Source organism: Sphingomonas qomolangmaensis, from assembly GCF_024496245.1.
Lineage (GTDB): Bacteria > Pseudomonadota > Alphaproteobacteria > Sphingomonadales > Sphingomonadaceae > Sphingomonas > Sphingomonas qomolangmaensis.
The window spans coordinates 1,417,713-1,435,345 of record NZ_CP101740.1; the positions used below are offsets into that span (position 1 = coordinate 1,417,713).

The following is a 17,633-nucleotide window of genomic DNA, read 5'->3' on the forward strand; positions in this document are numbered from 1 at the left end:
TCCAAGGAGAGCCCTGCATGCCCGATATCGTCATCGCCGCCGCCAAGCGCACCCCCGTCGGCAGCTTCCTCGGCGCCTTCGCCACCACCCCGGCGCACGAACTGGGCCGCATCGCGATCGAAGCAGCGCTCGAACAAGCGGGCGTCAAGGGCGAGGACGTGTCCGAAGTGATCTTCGGCCAGGTGCTCACCGCGGCGCAGGGGCAGAACCCCGCGCGCCAGGCATCGATGGCAGCGGGCGTTCCCAAGGAAGTCCCCGCCTGGGGCGTCAACCAGGTCTGCGGCTCGGGGCTGCGCTCGGTCGCGCTCGGCATGCAGGCGATCGCCAATGGCGACGCCACGATCGTCGTCGCGGGCGGCCAGGAAAGCATGTCGCTCTCGGCGCACGCGCTGCCGATGCGCGCGGGCACCAAGATGGGTGACGCCAGCCTGGTAGACACGATGATCAAGGACGGGCTGACCGACGTGTTCAACGGCTATCACATGGGCATCACCGCCGAGAACCTCGCCGAGCAATATCAGGTCACCCGCGCCGACCAGGACGCATTCGCGGTCCGCTCGCAGAACCGCGCCGAGGCCGCCCGCGCCGCCGGCCGCTTCAAGGACGAGATCGCGCCGGTCACGATCAAGGGCCGCAAGGGTGATACGATCGTCAGCGACGACGAATATATCCGCGCCGGCGCCACCATCGACGGCATCGCCGGGCTCCGCCCCGCCTTCAAGAAGGACGGCAGCGTCACCGCCGCCAACGCCAGCGGCCTCAACGACGGCGCCGCGGCCCTGGTGCTGATGACCGCCGAGGAAGCGCAGCGCCGTGGCATTACCCCGCTCGCGACGATCAAGAGCTTCGCCAGTGCCGGCGTCGACCCCTCGATCATGGGAATCGGCCCCGTGCCCGCAAGCCGCCGCGCGCTCGAAAAGGCCGGCTGGACCGTCGGCGACCTCGACCTGATCGAGGCCAACGAAGCCTTCGCGGCACAGGCGCTCGCGGTCGGCAAGGACATGGGCTGGGATGCCGAGCGGGTGAACGTCAACGGCGGCGCGATCGCGATCGGCCACCCGATCGGCGCATCGGGCGCGCGCGTGCTGACGACGCTGCTCTACGAGATGCAAAAGCGCGATGCGAAGAAGGGGTTGGCGACCTTGTGCATCGGCGGCGGCATGGGGATCGCGATGTGCGTCGAACGCGCGTGAGCAACTAGTATCGATTGTTACAGTGTGTTAGCATAATGCTACACATATGTGACAATCCCGCAACAATTGAAACTTAATTTGGTTTGGACGCCTGGCCCGTATTGTCAGTAGCGCTTGGGAGGGGTGAACTACCCCCAGTTCATTACGAATTGGGGGCATCCAATGAAATCGACCAAGTTCCTTTGCGCCACGGCACTCGCTGGCGCGGTACTTACTTTCCCGATGATGGCGGCGGCGCAGGACGCGCCGGCGGATGAAGCCGCGGTGCAAACGACCGATGATGCGCAGGCGGATGAAGGCGACGCGATCGTCATCACCGGTTCGCGCATCACCCGCCCGAATCTCGATTCGACCAATCCGATCACCACGGTCGAGATCGACGAGATCGTCACCGGCGACATCTCGCTCGGCAACGCGCTCAGCAACTTGCCCCAGCTGGGGCAGACTTACACGTCGGGCAACTCGACTCGCTTCATCGGCACCGCCGGTCTCAGCATCCTCGATCTTCGTAACCTGGGAACTGCGCGCACGCTCGTGCTGGTCAACGGTCGCCGTCATGTCACCGCGCAGCCGGGTTCGAACTCGGTCGACGTCAACACCATCCCGACCGATCTGGTCGAGGGAATCGATCTCCTCACCGGCGGCAACTCGGCCATTTACGGCCCCGATGCGGTTGCCGGCGTGGTCAATTTCAGGCTCCGCCGCGACTTCGACGGGATCGCGGTACGTGGCCAGGCCGGCATGTCCGACCGCGGTGATGCAGGCAATTATTTCGTCAGCGTGACCGCAGGTGAGAATTTCGCCGATAACCGCGGCAACATCGCGGTGAATCTCGAATACGCGCGCAGCGACGTGCTGTTCTTCACCGAGCGTGACGATCTGACCGGCGCGTACAGCGGTCGCAGCCAGCTCCAGCTGGTCGAGAATACCGGTCCGAACCTTAATCCGAACGCCGGCCCGCTTCGCTCGACCCCCGAGGCAGCGGGGGGCAACGGCGTTCCCGACAACGCGTTCATCACTGGCGTTCGCAACACCAACATTTCGCTGGGTGGCCTTTTGACGGCGGCTTGTCCCGTTGCGGCTGCGACCGGCGAAAGCAATGCCGCCTTCCAGGCGCGTCGCGGTCGGGTTTGTAGCGGCCTTGCCAACCCGGGTTCGTCGAACCCGTTGTCGCAGTTCGGCTACACTTATGTCTTCCGTCCCGACGGTTCGCTCGTCCGCAACAACTGCATCACCGATTTCCGGCCGGTGGGTTCCACCAACTGCGTAGGCGGCGAAGGCTCGACGTTGCGGGAGACCGGCATGCTCCAGCCGCAAATCGATCGCTATGCTGCCAACCTGTTGGCAAGCTTCGAAGTGTCGCAGGGCTTCCGGCCCTTCATCGAGGCGAAGTTCGTCCGCGTCGAATCGCTGCAGGAAGGTCAGCCGACCTTCTTCAACAACACGTTCAGCATCAACAACCCGTTCCTGACCGACCAGGCGCGCGGGCAGCTCCAGGGCATCTTGGCACCCGGCGTGACGACGTTTACGGCGCAGCGTTTCAATACCGATTTCGCCGGTCGCGGCGAGGATCACCGACGCGATACCTTCCGCATCGTCGGCGGCGTCGATGGCACGTTCAACAATGACTGGCGCTACGAAGTCGCCGTGAATTACGGGCGCACCGAGAGCTACTACGAGACCCGCGGCAACGTGTTGATTGCCGAATATGGACGGTCGATCAATGCGGTGCGCAACACGCAGGGCCAGATCGTCTGCGCGGTCAACAACGACGCCAGCACAACCAATGACGACCCCGCGTGCGTTCCGGTCAATCTGTTCGGTGAAGGGCAGCCTGCCCAGGCCGCGCTCGACTATTTCGGCTATACCTCTTCGCGTGAAGAGCTGGCCGAGCAGTTTGTGGCATCGGCGTTCGTTTCGGGTAACCTGGGGCAGCTGTTCACCCTGCCCGGCGGGCCGATCGGCTTCGCACTGGGTGCTGAATATCGCCGCGAAACGGCATCGTCGTCATATGACGAGACCACCAAAGCGGGTCTGACCTTCCTGAACGCTATTGCCGACTTCGCGCCGCCAGCGCTCGAGGTGAAGGAAGTATTCGGCGAAGTTCGCGTCCCCCTCCTTGCCAACATGCCGTTCGCACACGAGCTGAGCATCGAAGGCGCGGGGCGTTTGACCGGCTACAATGTCGGTAACAAGCGCCAGACCTTTACCTGGAACATCGGTGGTATCTACGCTCCGATCCGCGACATCCGTTTTCGCGCCAGCTATGCCAAGTCGGTCCGCGCACCGACCCAGTCGAACCTGTTCTCGGCTGAGACGCAGACCTTCGCCAACGGCCTTACCGATCCTTGCGGTCAGCAGAACATCAACAACAACCCTAACCGCGTTCAAAATTGCGCCGCGGCGGGCGTACCGACCACGCAGACTTTCAATGGCGTGACCGAGCCGTTCAGCAACCGCGCGGCGTCGGGCGTATCGGGGTTCAACCGCGGCAATCCGTTGCTCGATCCCGAGGAAAGCCTCAGCCTCACCGTTGGTGCGGTGTTCCAGCCGAGCTTCCTGCCGGGCTTCACGCTGTCGGTCGATTACTACAACATCGAAATCGAGCAGGCGATTCAGGGCCTGACCGGTCAGACGATCATCAACCAGTGCTATGACAACCCAAGCGGCATCGACAATCCGTTCTGCTCGGTAGTTTTCCGCAATCCCGACGGCACCTTCGCCGGCCAGCAGGATATCATCCACGATGGTGTTACGGTCACCATCCCACGCACGGGTCCTGCGTTCTTCAACCAGCCGTTCAACTTTGCGAAGTTCCAGACCAACGGTATCGATGTCGATCTGAACTATCGCATGGAAGTCGGCCCCGGCTCGCTCAGCCTGCGTTCGGTGGTTAGCCACGTGTTCCGACGCAACAACTTCACCGACGTCACCCGGCCCGATTTCCGCGATCGGACGCTGTCGGAGCTAGGCGAGCCGCGGTGGGAAGGGTCGCTTTCGGCGAATCTCGAAATGCCGTCGTTCGATCTGTTCTATCAGATGCGCTACATCGATAAGCAGGTGATCGGTCTATACGAAACGTTCTTTGCGTTCGATGGTCGAGACGCGTTGAACCCCGATTCCAACTCGTTGGTTTACTATCCCGAAACGTTCTACCACAATGTTAGACTCGGGCTAAAGGCAGCCGAGAACTTCCGCTTCTATGTTGGTATCGACAACATTTTCGACACCCTGCCCCCGCTCGGGCTCTTGGGCACCGAAGCGAATGCGCCTTATGGCAATCTCGGTCGCAGCCTCTACGCTGGTGCCTCGATCAAGTTCTGACGTTGAAAAAACGACTACCAGAAAGGGGGGGCCGAAGGGCTTCCCCTTTTTTTATGCCCAAACCCGATCGAACCGGTCGCCCAGCCCCGTCAGCAACTCATATTGCGACAGCCCGCTCGCCGCGCTCGCCGCCGGCAGCGCATAGTCGATCGTCACCCAGTCGCCCTCGGCCAGCCCCGGCGCCGCCGACACGTCGATCGCGGTGAGGTCCATCGATACCCGCCCGATCACCGGCAACGCCGCGCCGCCCGCGCTCGCCATGCCGGTGCCCGAAAACCCGCGCAGATAGCCGTCGGCATACCCCAAGTTCAGGATCGCCACCTCGGTATCGCGCGGCGCGGTCCACATCGCGTTGTAGCCCACCGCGCCGCCCGCGGGCACGCGCCGCCGCTGGAGCACCTGCGCCTGCGGAAATGCAACCTGCGCGATCCGCCCCGCCAGCGCCGCACTCGGCTCGCCGCCATACAGCGCGATCCCCGGTCGGGTCAGATCGAAGCCATAGCCCTGCCCCAGCGCCACCCCCGCCGAATTGGCGAGGCTCATCCGCCGGGCGCTCGTGCGCCCCGCGAGCCCGGCGAACGCCGCGCGCTGGGCCTCGTTCATCGGCGAATCCTCGTCGGCGCAGGCGAGGTGGCTCATCAGCGTCTCGATCGCCAACCCGTCGAGCAACCCGGCAACGACCTCCTCGATCGACACCCCCAGCCGGTGCATGCCCGTGTCGACCATCACCTCGCACCCCCGCCCGCCGCCGGCCTCGCGCCAGCGCGCGACCTGGCCCGGCGTGTTGAGCACCGGCCGCGCGGGGCTGTCGATCGCCGCGCCCATGTCCTCGGGCCGCACCCCGTGCAGCACCGACAGCGACAGGTCGTGCGCGGCGACGAGATCGGCGAGCGCCGCCGCCTCGGCCCAGGTCGCTACGAAAAAGTCGCGGCACCCCGCCGCCGCCAGCCGCTCGACCACCCCGCGCGCGCCCAGCCCATAGCCATCGGCCTTCACCGCCGCGCCGCACGCCGCGCCCCCGCTCATCGCGGCCATCACACGCCAATTGGCGATCAGCGCGGCACTATCGAGGTTCAGCCGAAGCGGAGCGGAAGCGTTTGTCATGCCCGATCGCGTACCGACCTGCCACGCCCGCGACAATGCCCCCGCGCGGCCCCGCGCCACACCCCGCCTGCCCCTCTTGTCTCCCTGTCGAAAACCCCGCTACGCCCGCTATGGGGGAGATACGCATGCACGCGATGACACTGACCGAAACCTTTCTGATCGCGATGCTGCTGATCTTCAGCGTGCCCTATCTGGTCTGGCGATTGGGGCGGCTCGATTATTGGGCGCCGCTGGTGGTGGTGCAGATCGTCGGCGGGGTGCTGCTCGGCCCCGGCGTCCTCGGCGCCGCCTTCCCCGATTATTACGCCTTCGTGTTCAGCCCGCAGGTCATCACCACGCTCAACGGCATCGCCTGGTGGGGGGTGATGATCTTCGTCTGGATCGCCGGGATCGAGCTCGACCTGGGGCAAGCCTGGGCGAGCCGCCGAGAAACCGGCATCACCGCCGGGCTAGCGCTGGTCACGCCGCTCGCCTTCGGCAGCCTCGCCGCGATCGTCATGCTGCAGACCCCCGGCTGGGCTGGCACCGCCGGCCAGCCCTGGCAGGTGGTGCTCGGCATCGGCATGGCGTGCGCGGTCACCGCGCTGCCGATCCTGGTGCTGCTGATGGACAAGCTCGCCATCCTGCGCCAGCCGCTGGGCCAGCGGATCCTGCGCTATGCCAGCCTCGACGACATCGCGATCTGGGGGGTGCTGGCGCTGATCCTGCTCGATTGGGAGCGCGTCGGCCGGCAAGTCGCCTTCCTCGCCGCCTTCGCGGTCGCGACCTGGGCGATCCGCCGGCTGATGCAGCGCATCCCCGAGACCGACCGTTGGTATGTCAGCCTGATCTGGCTCGCCGCCTGCGGGTTCGCCGCCGACTGGGCGGGGCTGCACTACATGGTCGGCGCGTTCCTGTCGGGCGCGGTGCTCGATTCGAAATGGTTCGACGAGGAAGCGATGGACCGCTTTCGCGCCACCATCCTGCTCACCGTGATGCCGGTGTTCTTCCTCTCGACCGGGCTTCGCACCCAATGGGGGGTCGGCGGCTTCGCGGTGTTCGGCGCGGCGGGGCTGCTGCTGGCGGCATCGGTCGGCGGCAAGCTGCTCGGTATCGGCATCGCCGGGCGGATCCTCAAATGGGCACCGGGCGAGGCATCGATCATCGGCTGGCTGCTCCAGACCAAGGCGCTGATCATGATCATCTTCGCCAACATCCTGCTCGATCGGCAGATCATCACCAACGAGACCTTCACCGCCTTGCTGCTGATGGCGGTGGCGAGCACGATGCTAACGGTGCCGATCGTCGCGCCGCGATTGAAGCGGGTAGCGGGATTGGTGGGGCGAACCTCATGAATCCTCCCCCTGGCGGGGGAGGGGGACCGCTTTAGCGGTGGAGGCGGAGGTCACGAGCCGCGTGCTGGCGTCCGCCCCCTCCACCATGCTGCGCATGGTCCCCCTCCCCCTGGCGGGGAAGGATTATGATTAGTCCAGATTCGGTCGCAGCCAGCGTTCGGCCTGCGCCAGATCCACCCCGCGCCGCCCGGCATAATCCTCGAGCTGGTCGCGCCCGACGCGCGCCACCCCGAAATACGAAGCCTCGGGGTGCCCGAAGTAAAAGCCCGACACCGCCGCGGTCGGCCACATCGCGAAGCTCTCGGTCAGCGTCAGCCCGGTGTTCGCGGGCGCCTCGAGCAGGTCGAACAGCATCGGCTTGGCCGAATGATCGGGACAAGCCGGATAGCCCGGCGCCGGGCGAATGCCGCGATATTGCTCGCGGATCAGCGCCTCGGTGGTCAGTTGCTCTCCTTCGGCATAGCCCCACAGCTGCTGCCGTACATGCTGGTGCAGCCGCTCGGCAAAGGCCTCGGCGAAGCGATCGGCGAGCGCCTTCAGCAGGATGTCCTGATAATCGTCATGCTGGCTCTTGAAGCGCGCGATATGCTCGTCGATCCCGTGGATGCCGACCGCGAACCCGCCGATCCAGTCGCCATCGGGGTCGACGAAATCGGCGAGGCACATGTTTGGCCGGCCCTCGCGCTTGGCGATCTGCTGGCGCAAGAAGGGGAAGCGAACTTCTTCCCCCCTCCCGCTTGCGGGAGGGGTCGGGGGAGGGCTTGTCATGCCGGGTTCGGGGTGCTCGGACACGCCCTCCCCTAGCCCAGTTTCAGGTGAACGATGCCCCGCATCGTTCAGGTCAGGCTGGGGGCCTGACCGGCCTGAAACTCGCAAGCGGGAGGGGGACTGCACCACCACATCATCGCCATCGCGAACACACGGCCACAGCCCCACCACCCCGCGCGCGGTCAGCCATTTCTCCGCGACGATCGTATCGAGCATCGCCTGCGCGTCGGCGTACAGCGACCGCGCACTCTCCCCCACGATCTCGTCGTCGAGGATCGCGGGGAAATTGCCCGCCAGCTCCCATGACCGGAAGAACGGGGTCCAGTCGATCACCTCGCGCAGATCGCTCAAGTCCCAGGCGTCGAACACATGCAGCCCCGGCTGCTTGGGCGCGCCGGGCTTGAGCGTGAAATCGGCGACGAAGCCGTTGGCGCGCGCGGCCTCGAGCGGGATCAGCTCGCTCTGCTCCTTGTTCGCGCGCGCGACCCGCACCGCTTCATATTCGTCGGCGATCTTGGCGACATAGTCGTTGCGCTGGGTATCGCTCACCAGCGTCGTCGCGACGCCCACCGCGCGGCTGGCGTCGAGCACATGCACCACCGGCCCGTCATAGACAGGCGAGATCCGGAGCGCGGTATGCACCTTCGACGTCGTCGCGCCGCCGATCAGCAGCGGCATCGTCATGCCAGCGCGCTTCATCTCCTCGGCGACGGTCACCATCTCGTCGAGCGAAGGCGTGATCAGCCCCGACAGCCCGATCATGTCGGCATCATTCTCGTTCGCCGCCTCGATGATCTTGGACCAGGGCACCATCACGCCAAGATCGACCACGTCGAAGCCGTTGCACTGGAGCACCACGCCGACGATGTTCTTGCCGATGTCGTGGACGTCGCCCTTCACCGTGGCCATGATGACCTTGCCCTTGCCCTTGGCGCCGGGCTCCTTGGCCGCCTCGATATAGGGCAGCAGATGCGCCACCGCCTTCTTCATCACCCGCGCTGATTTCACCACCTGCGGCAGGAACATCTTGCCGCTGCCGAACAGGTCGCCGACGACGTTCATGCCGTCCATCAACGGCCCCTCGATCACCTCGATCGGGCGCGCGAACTGTAACCGCGCTTCTTCGGTATCCTCGACGACGTGCAGGTCGATGCCCTTGACCAGCGCATGTTCCAGCCGCTTGGTCACGCTCCAGCCGCGCCATTCGGCGGCAGCCTTTTCGGCGACGACGTCGGTGCCCTTGAAGGTTTCGGCAAGCGCGATCAGCCGCTCGGTGGCGTCGGGATCGCGGTTGAGGATGACGTCCTCGCACGCCACTCGCAGCTTGGGATCGATCTGGTCGTAAATGTCGAGCTGGCCGGCATTGACGATCGCCATGTCCATGCCCGCAGGGATCGCGTGGTACAGAAAGATGCTGTGCATTGCTTTACGCACCGGCTCGTTACCACGGAACGAGAAGGACAAATTGGACAAGCCGCCCGAGATATGGACATGCGGGCAGCGCGCCTTGATCTCGCGGCACGCCTCGATGAAATCGACGCCGTAATTATTATGCTCCTCGATCCCCGTCGCGACCGCGAAGACATTGGGATCGAAGATGATGTCTTCGGGCGGAAAGCCGATGCCGATCAACAGCTTGTACGCGCGCTCGCAAATCTCGACCTTGCGCTCCTTGGTGTCGGCCTGTCCGACCTCGTCGAACGCCATCACCACCACCGCCGCGCCATAGGCCATGCACTTGCGCGCCTGCTCCAGGAACTGCGCTTCGCCTTCCTTCATGCTGATCGAATTGACGATCGGCTTGCCCGAAACGCACTTCAGCCCCGCCTCGATCACCGACCATTTCGAGCTGTCGACCATCACCGGCACCCGCGCGATGTCGGGCTCGGCCTGGATCAGCTTCAGGAAGGTCGTCATCGCATAATGCGCGTCGAGCAATCCCTCGTCCATGTTGACGTCGATCACCTGCGCGCCGCTTTCGACCTGCTGGCGCGCGACCTCGACCGCGGCGGCATAATCGTCCGCCATCACGAGCTTCTTGAACCGCGCCGAGCCGGTCACGTTGGTGCGTTCGCCGATATTGACGAAATGGGTCGAGGAGGGGGTGGTCATTGCAAATCCTAGTTCGTCATCCCGGCGAAAGCCGGGACCCAGGGTCGCCGGCAATGCCGCTCTTGGCTCTGGGCCCCGGCCTTCGCCGGGGTGGCGGTCGCGCTTTACGCCGCCATCACGAACGGCTCCAACCCGGCGAGCTTGGTCTGCACCGGCGGCACCGGCATCGCACGCGGCGGCAGCCCGGTCACCGCAACGGCGATCGCCTTGATATGCGCCGGCGTCGATCCGCAGCAGCCGCCCAGAACGTTGACCTGCCCCGCATCGGCCCATTCCTTGACCAGGCCGGCGGTGGTCACCGGCATCTCGTCATATTCGCCCAGCTCGTTGGGCAGGCCGGCATTGGGATAGACCATGATCAGCGTGTCGGCGGTGTCGGACAGCGTGCGGACATGCGGCCGCAACTGCTCGGCGCCGAACGAGCAATTCAGCCCGATCGTCAGCGGCCGCGCATGGCGGACCGCGCACCAGAACGCCTCGACGGTATGCCCCGACAAATTGCGTCCCGACAGGTCGGTCAGCGTCATCGACAGCATGATCGGCACGTCGCGCCCCAGGTCGTTGCCCGCCTCGATCGCCGCCATGATCCCCGCCTTGGCGTTGAGCGTGTCGAACACCGTCTCGATCAGGATGAAATCGGCCCCGCCTTCGAGCAGCGCATCGATCTGCTCTCGATACACGTCCTTCAAATAATCGAAGTCGATCTCGCGAAACCCCGGATCATTGACGTCGGGGCTGAGCGACAGCGTCTTGTTGGTCGGCCCGATCGCGCCCGCGACGAAGCGCGGGCGGCCATCCTTGGCCGCGAATTCATCGGCCAGCCGCCGCGCCAGCTTCGCGCTCTCGACATTGATCTCGCGCACCAGCCCCTCGGCACCATAATCGGCCTGGCTGATTCGGTTGGCCGAGAAGGTGTTGGTCTCGGCGATGTCGGCTCCCGCCTCGAAATAGGCGCGGTGGATCGATTCGGGCACTTCGGGCTTGGTCAGCGCGAGGATGTCGTTGTTGCCCTTCTGGTCGCGGCCGAGCGTCAGCGTGCCGGCATAATCGGCCTCGGACAGCTTCCAGTTCTGGATCTCGGTCCCGAACGCCCCATCGGTGATGAGGATACGCTGCGCTGCCTGCGCGAGGAATTGTTGGCGTGGGGTCATGATCTTCTTCTTTCCCCCCTCCCGCTTGCGGGAGGGGTCGGGGGAGGGAATGTCCCATCGCCCCGTCACAACTATCGGAGGGAACAGCCCCTCCCCTAACCCCTCCCGCAAGCGGGAGGGGGACTCAAGCCGCCACGCGTGCCTCGCCCGGCTGCGGCCGAAGCCCCAGCAGGTGGCAGATCGCATAGCTCAATTCGGCGCGGTTGAGCGTGTAGAAGTGCAGGTGCCGCACCCCGCCGGCGTACAGCTTGCGGCTAAGCTCCGCCGCCAGCGTCGCCGACACCAATTGCCGCGCATCGGGGAGCGAATCGAGCCCTTCGAACAGCCGCCCCATCCATTGCGGCACATCGGTGCCGCACATCGCCGACATGCGCTGGACCGCGGCGAAATTGGTCACCGGCATGATCCCCGGCACCAGCTCGGCCTTGATCCCCGCCGCTGCCGCGGCATCGCGGAAGCGGAAGAAGGTCTCGGCCTCGAAGAAGAACTGCGTGATCGCCTGGCTCGCGCCAGCATCGAGCTTGCGCTTCAGATTGTCGAGATCGGCGGCCTGATCGACCGAATCGGGATGCGCCTCGGGATAGGCGGCGACCGACAGTTCGAACGGATGCAGCCGGCGCAGTCCCTCGACTAAAGCCGCGGCATTCTCATACCCGTCGGGCCGCGGCTCGAACTTCGCGCCCGGCGTCGGCATGTCGCCGCGCAGCGCGACGATGTGGCGAACGCCCGCTGCCCAATATTCCTCGGCCACCGCATCGATCTCGGCGCGGCTCGCCTCGACGCAGGTCAGATGCGCCGCGGCGGGGATCGGCGTCTCGCGCGCGATCCGCGCCACCGTCGCGTGGGTCCGCTCGCGGGTCGAGCCGCCCGCGCCATAGGTCACCGACACGAAGCGCGGATTGAGCGGCGTCAGCGTCTCGACCGACTGCCACAAGGTCGCTTCCATCTTCTCGTTCTTGGGCGGGAAGAATTCGAACGACACCGCGCAATCGCCCGCAACATCGGCGAACAAGGGCGCATCCAATGCGCGCCGGGCTTCCTCGAGCTGTCCAACCGACAGGGTCATGCCGCAACCTCCAATTTACGCAGCCCGGCCCCTTCGGGGCGTTTGCGGGCCAACCATAGTTTCACCGTCAGTTCGCCGCCTTCGAGCGTCTCGGTCTGCACCGGCGCCAGCCCGGCGGTGGCGAACCACCCCAATATCTGCTCGTCCGAAAAGCCGAGCCGCGCATGCGCATCGCGCAGCCGCAGCTCTTCGCGCTCGTGCGGCGCGAAATCGACGATCAGCAGCCGCCCGCCCGGGGCCAGCACCCGCCCCGCCTCGACGATCGCCGCGCCGGGCTGCTGCGCGAAGTGGAGCACATGGTGCAGGATCGCGGCATCGGCGTCGCCATCGCCCAGCGGCAGCGCGTACAGATCGGCCTGACGCAGCTCGGCATGGTCGAGCCCGCGCTCGGCAAGCTTGGCGCGCGCCAGCCGCAGCATCTCCGACGACCGGTCGATCCCCAGCGCGCGACTGGCGCGCGGCCCGAACAGTTCGAGCATCCGCCCGGTGCCGGTGCCGATATCGATCAGCTGATCGATCGCGCCGTCGCCCAGCAGCCGCGTCATCGCCGCCTCGACCTCGCCGTCGGCGACATGGAGCGATCGAATTGCGTCCCATTGCCCGGCATTCGCCTCGAACCATTCGGCCGCCGATGCCGCGCGATCGGCGCGCACCGCCGCCAGCCGCGCGCTGTCGGCGACCGCCCAATGATCGGGCGAATCCTCGCTCCAGGCGTCGAGCGCGTCGAGCACCGGGCGCACCCGCCGCGCCGCGCCCAGCGCCACGAACACCCAGCTGCCCTCCTTGCGCCGCGCGGCGAGCCCCGCGTCGCACAATATCTTCACATGCCGGCTGACGCGCGGCTGGCTTTGTCCCAGCACCTGCGCCAGTTCGCCCACCGACAACTCCATCGACCGCAGCAGCGCAAGGATGCGCAGTCGGGTCGAGTCCGCCAAGGCGCGGAAGGTTTCGGTGGCGGTGTCCATGCCGCGACATATAAAGATATCTTTATATGTGGTCAATCGAAGTGTTCGGGCATCGCTCGATCGTGGCCACCCAACGCGCCTCGTCGCGCTTCGCCTTGCACGAACGCGCGCAGCCGCATAGCGTCGCGCCGGCTTTGCCCTTCAGCGGGCCAGTATTTGTTTCGAAGAAAGGGAAATCCCATGAAGAACCTGTTCCTGCTGCCGATCGTCGCCGCAGCCGCACTCGGCCTGGCCGCCTGCAGCGAAAACGCGCAGAACGAGACCGGCGAAGCCGCCAACGCGATCGCCACCGATGTCGAGACGACCACCAGCGAAGCCGCTTCGGACGTCGAAGCCGCCAGCGAAGAAGCCTTCGGCGCCGCCGAGAACGGCCTCGACCAGGCCGGCCAGTCGATCGAGAACGCCGGCGACCGCACCGAGGCCGCTGCCGACAACGCCGCGCGCGAGACCGGCGAAGAAGTCGAGGAAGCCGGCAAGGACATGCAGAACTGATCGCATCCGCCAAAGGATCGATTGCACGGGGGGCCGCGTTGGAAGACGCGGCCCCTTTTGTTTTGCCCCTTCGTTCCCCCTTCCCCGAGCCTTGCGAGGATGATGATGCGCCCGATCCTGCCGCTGCCGCTGCTGCTGTCGCTGGCGCTCGCCGGCTGCGGCGACCCCGCCGCCACCGCGCCGGGCGGCGTGAGCCCCGACGAAGCGCGCGAACTCAACGAGGCCGCCGAGATGCTCGACGCCAACAGCGTGTCGCTGGGCGCCATCGCCCCCGATGCCGTCGCCAACGAAGGAACCGCGCCATGACCGATCGACGCCCCGCCCCCAACGATCCCCGGACGCTCGGCGCAACCGACATGCAGACCCCGCCGATGATCCTGGGCGGCAACGTCTTTGGCTGGACCGCCGACGAGGCGACCAGCTTCGCGATCCTCGATCGCTTCGTCGAGCGCGGCGGCACGATGATCGACACCGCCGATGGCTATTCGGCCTGGGTGCCCGGCCACGAGGGCGGCGAATCCGAGGCGCTGATCGGCCGCTGGCTCAAGGCTTCGGGCAAGCGCGACCAGGTCCTGATCGCCACCAAGGTCGGCATGCTCTCCGGCGAAGGCGGCACCGGCCTCGCCCCCGCGCGCATCGCCGCGGCGGCGCGCGCCTCGCTCGACCGGCTCGGCGTCGACTGCATCGACCTCTATTACGCGCACCAGGACGACCCCGACGTGCCGCAGGCCGAGGTGCTCGCAGCGTTGGGCAAGCTGATCGACGCGGGGCTGGTGCGCGAGATCGGCGCGTCGAATTTCGGCGCGATGCGGCTCAAATCGGCGCTCGATCTCGCGCGCGAAGAGGGCCTGCCGCATTACCGCGTGCTCCAGCCCGAATATAATCTGGTCAGCCGCCACAAGTTCGAAGGCGAGCTGCAGAATCTGTGCGTCGAGCACAATATCGGCGTCGCGCCCTATTACGGCCTCGCCTCGGGCTTCCTCACCGGCAAATATCGCAGCGCGCAGGACCTCGGCCAGAGCGTGCGCGGCGGCGGCATGGCCAAGCTGCTCGAAGGCAAGGGCGCGGAAGTGCTGACCACGATGGATGCGATCGCCACCGAAACCGGCGCCACCCACGCCCAGATCGCGCTCGCCTGGCTAGCCGCACAGGAAGGCGTCGTCGCCCCGATCGCCAGCGCGACGAGCGTGGCGCAGTTGGACGAACTGATCGACGGCTGGGAACTGAAGCTGAACGAAGCGCAACTCGATCGCCTAAACGAAGCCGGAGCCTAACTCCTAAAAGCCCTCTCCCGTTTACGGGCGCATCGGGTCGATCATGCCCCCGGCATGATCTGAACAGCGCGGGGCGCTGTTCACCCGATGCGGGTTGGGTGAGGGCCTTCTTCTCCCCGTTCGTGCTGAGCTTGTCGAAGCACTGCCCTTCTTTTTCGGACCGGCCTGAAAGAAAGAACGGTGCTTCGACAAGCTCAGCACGAACGGTGCAAGGTACAGCGCTTTCTCCCCTGCCCCCCGCAACCCCCCATTCACCCACCCCGCGCTATCATCCCCAAACCCATGCCCTACACCCCAGCCACCCCCCGCGACCGAACCGCCTCAGCGCTGGCCGCGCTGGCGCTCCCCGCGCTGCTGGCCTGGGTCCTGATCGACGGGCTGCAGGTGCGCCTCCCCGCCGCCGTCGCCGACACGCTCAACCTCTTCACCATCCCCCCCGAACCCGCGCCCCCGCCGCCCGCGCGGATCGAGCCCAACCCCGTCGCCGACACCCGTCCCGAGGGCGAGGCATCGCCCCCCAACCTCCGCTCGCGCGCCACCGAGCTGGTGGCCCCGCCGCCCGAAATCCGCCTGCCGATCCCCCCGCCCCCGGTGATCGTCGCGCCCAAGGCCGGCACCGGCGCCGACGCCTCGACCGGCAGCGCCGAGATCGTCGGTCCCGGCACCGGCGCGGGCGGGGTGGGCGACGGCACCGGCAGCGGCGGGCGCGGCGATGGCGACGGCGCGGGCGGATCGCAGACCCCGCCGGTCTGGCGCAGCGGCCGGATGAGCAACAACGACTTCCCGCGCGCCGCGATCGAGGCGGGGCTCAGCGGCACGGTAGAGATCGCCTACACCGTCCTCCCCAACGGCCGCGTCGCCGATTGCGAGATCACCCGCTCGAGCGGCTATGCGATCCTCGACCAGACCACCTGCCGCCTGATCACCCGCCGCTACCGCTTCGACCCCTCACGCGACGCCCGCGGCCGCCCGGTGCCCTCGACGCTGGTCGAGAAGCACGAGTGGATTTTCGAGCGGGTGGAGGATGACGATTACTGATCAGGACGCCACGGTAGCGTTACTATCCCCGTTCGTTTCGAGCGAAGTCGAGAAACCGCTCACGCCGCCAGCGCATATCCTCGATGCCCGTCATCATCGTCGTTCGCGGCCCTCTCTACCCCCCGACGCGACCGCCGGGCCCGCCCGCGATCGGTCAGCCGCGCCACCAGCCATCCCCGCACCGCACGCAACCGCACCGCCGACGATGCGGTGACGATGACCACCAACGCATCGACATAAGCGACCACATCGAACGCCAGCATCATCCCGGCAATTTCGGGCATCGCCATGCCGAACAGCAATGCGCCTTCGTTCTGCATCAGCCACATCATCGCGCCGCCGATCAGCAGCAACAGGAAGGTGACGATCATCGTGCCGCGCTGGATACCGCCCAGCCAGCGCGCCGGGGCTTCGATCGTGGCCCGGTGCAGCCACCCAGCAACAGGCGTTCGCGGTGCGGCGATAAGGATGGCCCAAACGGCCAAGGAGGTCAGCACAAACGACAACATCGAAATCGTCTCCATCCGCCCGTACTGCCGTTCGCTTTATGGTAGCAAGTTTCAGTTCATACCGTGCGGCAGACAACTAACTGCGGCACGAAGAGGAGCCGTAGGCCTCCGCGTACGAGCGGTCGAAGCATTTGATGAGCCCGTCAACAACGTCCAGGTTTGGCGGTCTGCTGGCAGAACTGCTTGGCCGAAAACTTCCGTCCGGCTGTCGCTCCATCGTTGTAGCTATGGGAGTTGCGGCCAGCCGCTTTCTGGCCTGCTGCAACGCAATTCGGTCTCGTCTAAGAAATGCGATAGTTGCGTCAGCGTAGGCGTTCCATCCCTCTTGGGGTTGGTCAAGCACAACATCACGCCGTTTAGCCTGCTGAAAAATGGCGATTGCTTCCGTAACACGTCCTAGTTCCGCAAGAACCTGTCCTTCATGCCAAGCGAGGGAGTCGAGGCGCATCTGTAGCATCTCCCGGTAGATGCGTAAAAGCTCGGCTGCCTTGGCACGGCAATTCGTGCGAGCGACGACGGAGCGCCAGCCTTTCCTCGGATCCTGATCGAACGTATCGAGATCTTCATTCAGGATCTGGACCTCGTCACCGCAAGGCGCTTCAACCGCCGGCGACTGCACTACTGCTGCCAGCGCGATAACAATGGCGACGACCATAGCCTCTCCCGTGTTAGATTGTCTGAGCTCAGGGCTGGTAGCGACTATCCAGCAATTTGGCCGGTCAGCAAGGCCCGCACTAAACGTATGAGCCAACGGCAGCTACAATGCCCTGCTCGCCGAAACCGGTCCGACCGCCAACCACCAGGTTGCGAGGTTCGGTTGCTAGCGACCGGCTCGACCCGCCAGAAAGCCGACCGGCAGCTAAGGGGCGGAAACGCGGTCAGGCGGGAAGCGCCCACAGTCGGTCGTTCGCATGCCAATGTAGGTTGCCCGATAGCCGCCCTTCGTTCAGCTTGTCGGTACAGCAGGAGCAAACCGCGTGGCCGACTACCATCGACAGATACTCGTCTTTGAACAGGTCAGTTCATCGAAAGCCATCCGGTATGTCTGCTATGAGAACTTGGGGACCGGCAAGTTTGCTGTGTCCAGCGGGGAGGTTCTGACCGCGCCTCAAGACGACGAAACACTGGCTTTCCATGCTCGGCAACAGGCGGAGCATTTCATCACGGAGGGCGTGTCGCGGTGGTTCGATGATCTGCCGGAAGCCGTGGCAGATTTTGCGTCCGTCATGGACAGCGAGCGCAACTAACGTCGGAGAGCCGCCACCATGCCCAAAAGCAGCCTGTCCGCAATCCACCAAATTAC

The 17,633-nt window shown here is 65.7% G+C and carries 15 protein-coding genes; 8 read left to right on the forward strand and 7 right to left on the reverse strand.

What is annotated here, in order from left to right; genetic code table 11:
* Window positions 1-17: 17 nt before the first annotated feature.
* Together NMP03_RS06725 and NMP03_RS06730 are read left to right on the forward strand one after the other, a co-directional pair.
* The gene (locus NMP03_RS06725; protein WP_256507718.1) at window positions 18-1,193 is read left to right on the forward strand and encodes an acetyl-CoA C-acetyltransferase; all 1,176 of its coding nucleotides are present in this window, start codon (window positions 18-20) and stop codon (window positions 1,191-1,193) included.
* A 162-nt stretch (window positions 1,194-1,355) separates the two neighbouring features.
* Window positions 1,356-4,517, forward strand: a complete 3,162-nt coding sequence (locus tag NMP03_RS06730) for a TonB-dependent receptor domain-containing protein (protein ID WP_256507719.1) — start codon at window positions 1,356-1,358, stop codon at window positions 4,515-4,517.
* A 51-nt stretch (window positions 4,518-4,568) separates the two neighbouring features.
* On the opposite strand, the gene NMP03_RS06735 is transcribed toward NMP03_RS06730, so the two are convergent.
* Window positions 4,569-5,621 carry an alanine racemase gene (locus NMP03_RS06735; RefSeq protein ID WP_256507720.1) on the reverse strand — a complete coding sequence of 351 codons (1,053 nt, stop codon included), beginning with the start codon at window positions 5,619-5,621 and terminating at the stop codon, window positions 4,569-4,571.
* 125 nt (window positions 5,622-5,746) lie between these two features.
* Between NMP03_RS06735 and NMP03_RS06740 the strand changes: the two genes are divergently transcribed.
* Window positions 5,747-6,955 carry a cation:proton antiporter gene (locus tag NMP03_RS06740; protein WP_256507721.1) on the forward strand — a complete coding sequence of 403 codons (1,209 nt, stop codon included), beginning with the start codon at window positions 5,747-5,749 and terminating at the stop codon, window positions 6,953-6,955.
* Window positions 6,956-7,084: 129 nt separating this feature from the next.
* On the opposite strand, the gene NMP03_RS06745 is transcribed toward NMP03_RS06740, so the two are convergent.
* From NMP03_RS06745 to NMP03_RS06760, 4 genes are all read right to left on the reverse strand, one after another.
* On the reverse strand, window positions 7,085-9,835 hold the full coding sequence (locus tag NMP03_RS06745; RefSeq protein ID WP_256507722.1) for a vitamin B12 dependent-methionine synthase activation domain-containing protein: 2,751 nt from the start codon (window positions 9,833-9,835) through the stop codon (window positions 7,085-7,087).
* Between the two features lie 104 nt (window positions 9,836-9,939).
* Window positions 9,940-10,986: a homocysteine S-methyltransferase family protein gene (locus NMP03_RS06750; RefSeq protein ID WP_256507723.1), complete on the reverse strand. Its 1,047-nt coding sequence runs from the start codon at window positions 10,984-10,986 to the stop codon at window positions 9,940-9,942.
* Window positions 10,987-11,110: 124 nt separating this feature from the next.
* Window positions 11,111-12,052 (reverse strand): methylenetetrahydrofolate reductase [NAD(P)H], encoded by a 942-nt coding sequence (metF, locus tag NMP03_RS06755; RefSeq protein WP_256507724.1) that lies wholly within the window; start codon window positions 12,050-12,052, stop codon window positions 11,111-11,113.
* Window positions 12,049-13,017 (reverse strand): ArsR/SmtB family transcription factor, encoded by a 969-nt coding sequence (locus NMP03_RS06760; protein ID WP_256507725.1) that lies wholly within the window; start codon window positions 13,015-13,017, stop codon window positions 12,049-12,051. The genes metF and NMP03_RS06760 overlap by 4 nt, the downstream gene beginning before the upstream one ends.
* 180 nt (window positions 13,018-13,197) lie before the next feature.
* On the opposite strand from NMP03_RS06760, the gene NMP03_RS06765 reads away from it, so the two are divergent.
* The 4 genes from NMP03_RS06765 (at window position 13,198) to NMP03_RS06780 (ending at window position 15,821) form a co-directional block, all read left to right on the forward strand.
* Window positions 13,198-13,509: a hypothetical protein gene (locus NMP03_RS06765; RefSeq protein ID WP_256507726.1), complete on the forward strand. Its 312-nt coding sequence runs from the start codon at window positions 13,198-13,200 to the stop codon at window positions 13,507-13,509.
* A 99-nt stretch (window positions 13,510-13,608) separates the two neighbouring features.
* Window positions 13,609-13,815: a hypothetical protein gene (locus NMP03_RS06770; RefSeq protein WP_256507727.1), complete on the forward strand. Its 207-nt coding sequence runs from the start codon at window positions 13,609-13,611 to the stop codon at window positions 13,813-13,815.
* Window positions 13,812-14,783, forward strand: a complete 972-nt coding sequence (locus tag NMP03_RS06775) for an aldo/keto reductase (RefSeq protein WP_256507728.1) — start codon at window positions 13,812-13,814, stop codon at window positions 14,781-14,783. The genes NMP03_RS06770 and NMP03_RS06775 overlap by 4 nt, the downstream gene beginning before the upstream one ends.
* 282 nt (window positions 14,784-15,065) lie before the next feature.
* A complete protein-coding gene (locus NMP03_RS06780) occupies window positions 15,066-15,821 on the forward strand; it encodes an energy transducer TonB (RefSeq protein ID WP_256507729.1) in 756 nt (251 codons plus the stop codon).
* Window positions 15,822-15,880: 59 nt separating this feature from the next.
* Here the strand turns inward: NMP03_RS06780 and NMP03_RS06785 are convergent, their stop codons facing one another.
* Together NMP03_RS06785 and NMP03_RS06790 are read right to left on the reverse strand one after the other, a co-directional pair.
* Window positions 15,881-16,306 carry a hypothetical protein gene (locus tag NMP03_RS06785; protein ID WP_256507730.1) on the reverse strand — a complete coding sequence of 142 codons (426 nt, stop codon included), beginning with the start codon at window positions 16,304-16,306 and terminating at the stop codon, window positions 15,881-15,883.
* 100 nt (window positions 16,307-16,406) lie between these two features.
* Entirely contained in the window at window positions 16,407-16,985 is a 579-nt protein-coding gene (locus NMP03_RS06790) for a hypothetical protein (protein WP_256507731.1), read from the reverse strand.
* Window positions 16,986-17,307: 322 nt separating this feature from the next.
* Here NMP03_RS06790 and NMP03_RS06795 point away from each other — a divergent pair, with 322 nt between their 5' ends.
* Window positions 17,308-17,577 (forward strand): hypothetical protein, encoded by a 270-nt coding sequence (locus tag NMP03_RS06795; RefSeq protein ID WP_256507732.1) that lies wholly within the window; start codon window positions 17,308-17,310, stop codon window positions 17,575-17,577.
* Window positions 17,578-17,633 lie beyond the last annotated feature (56 nt).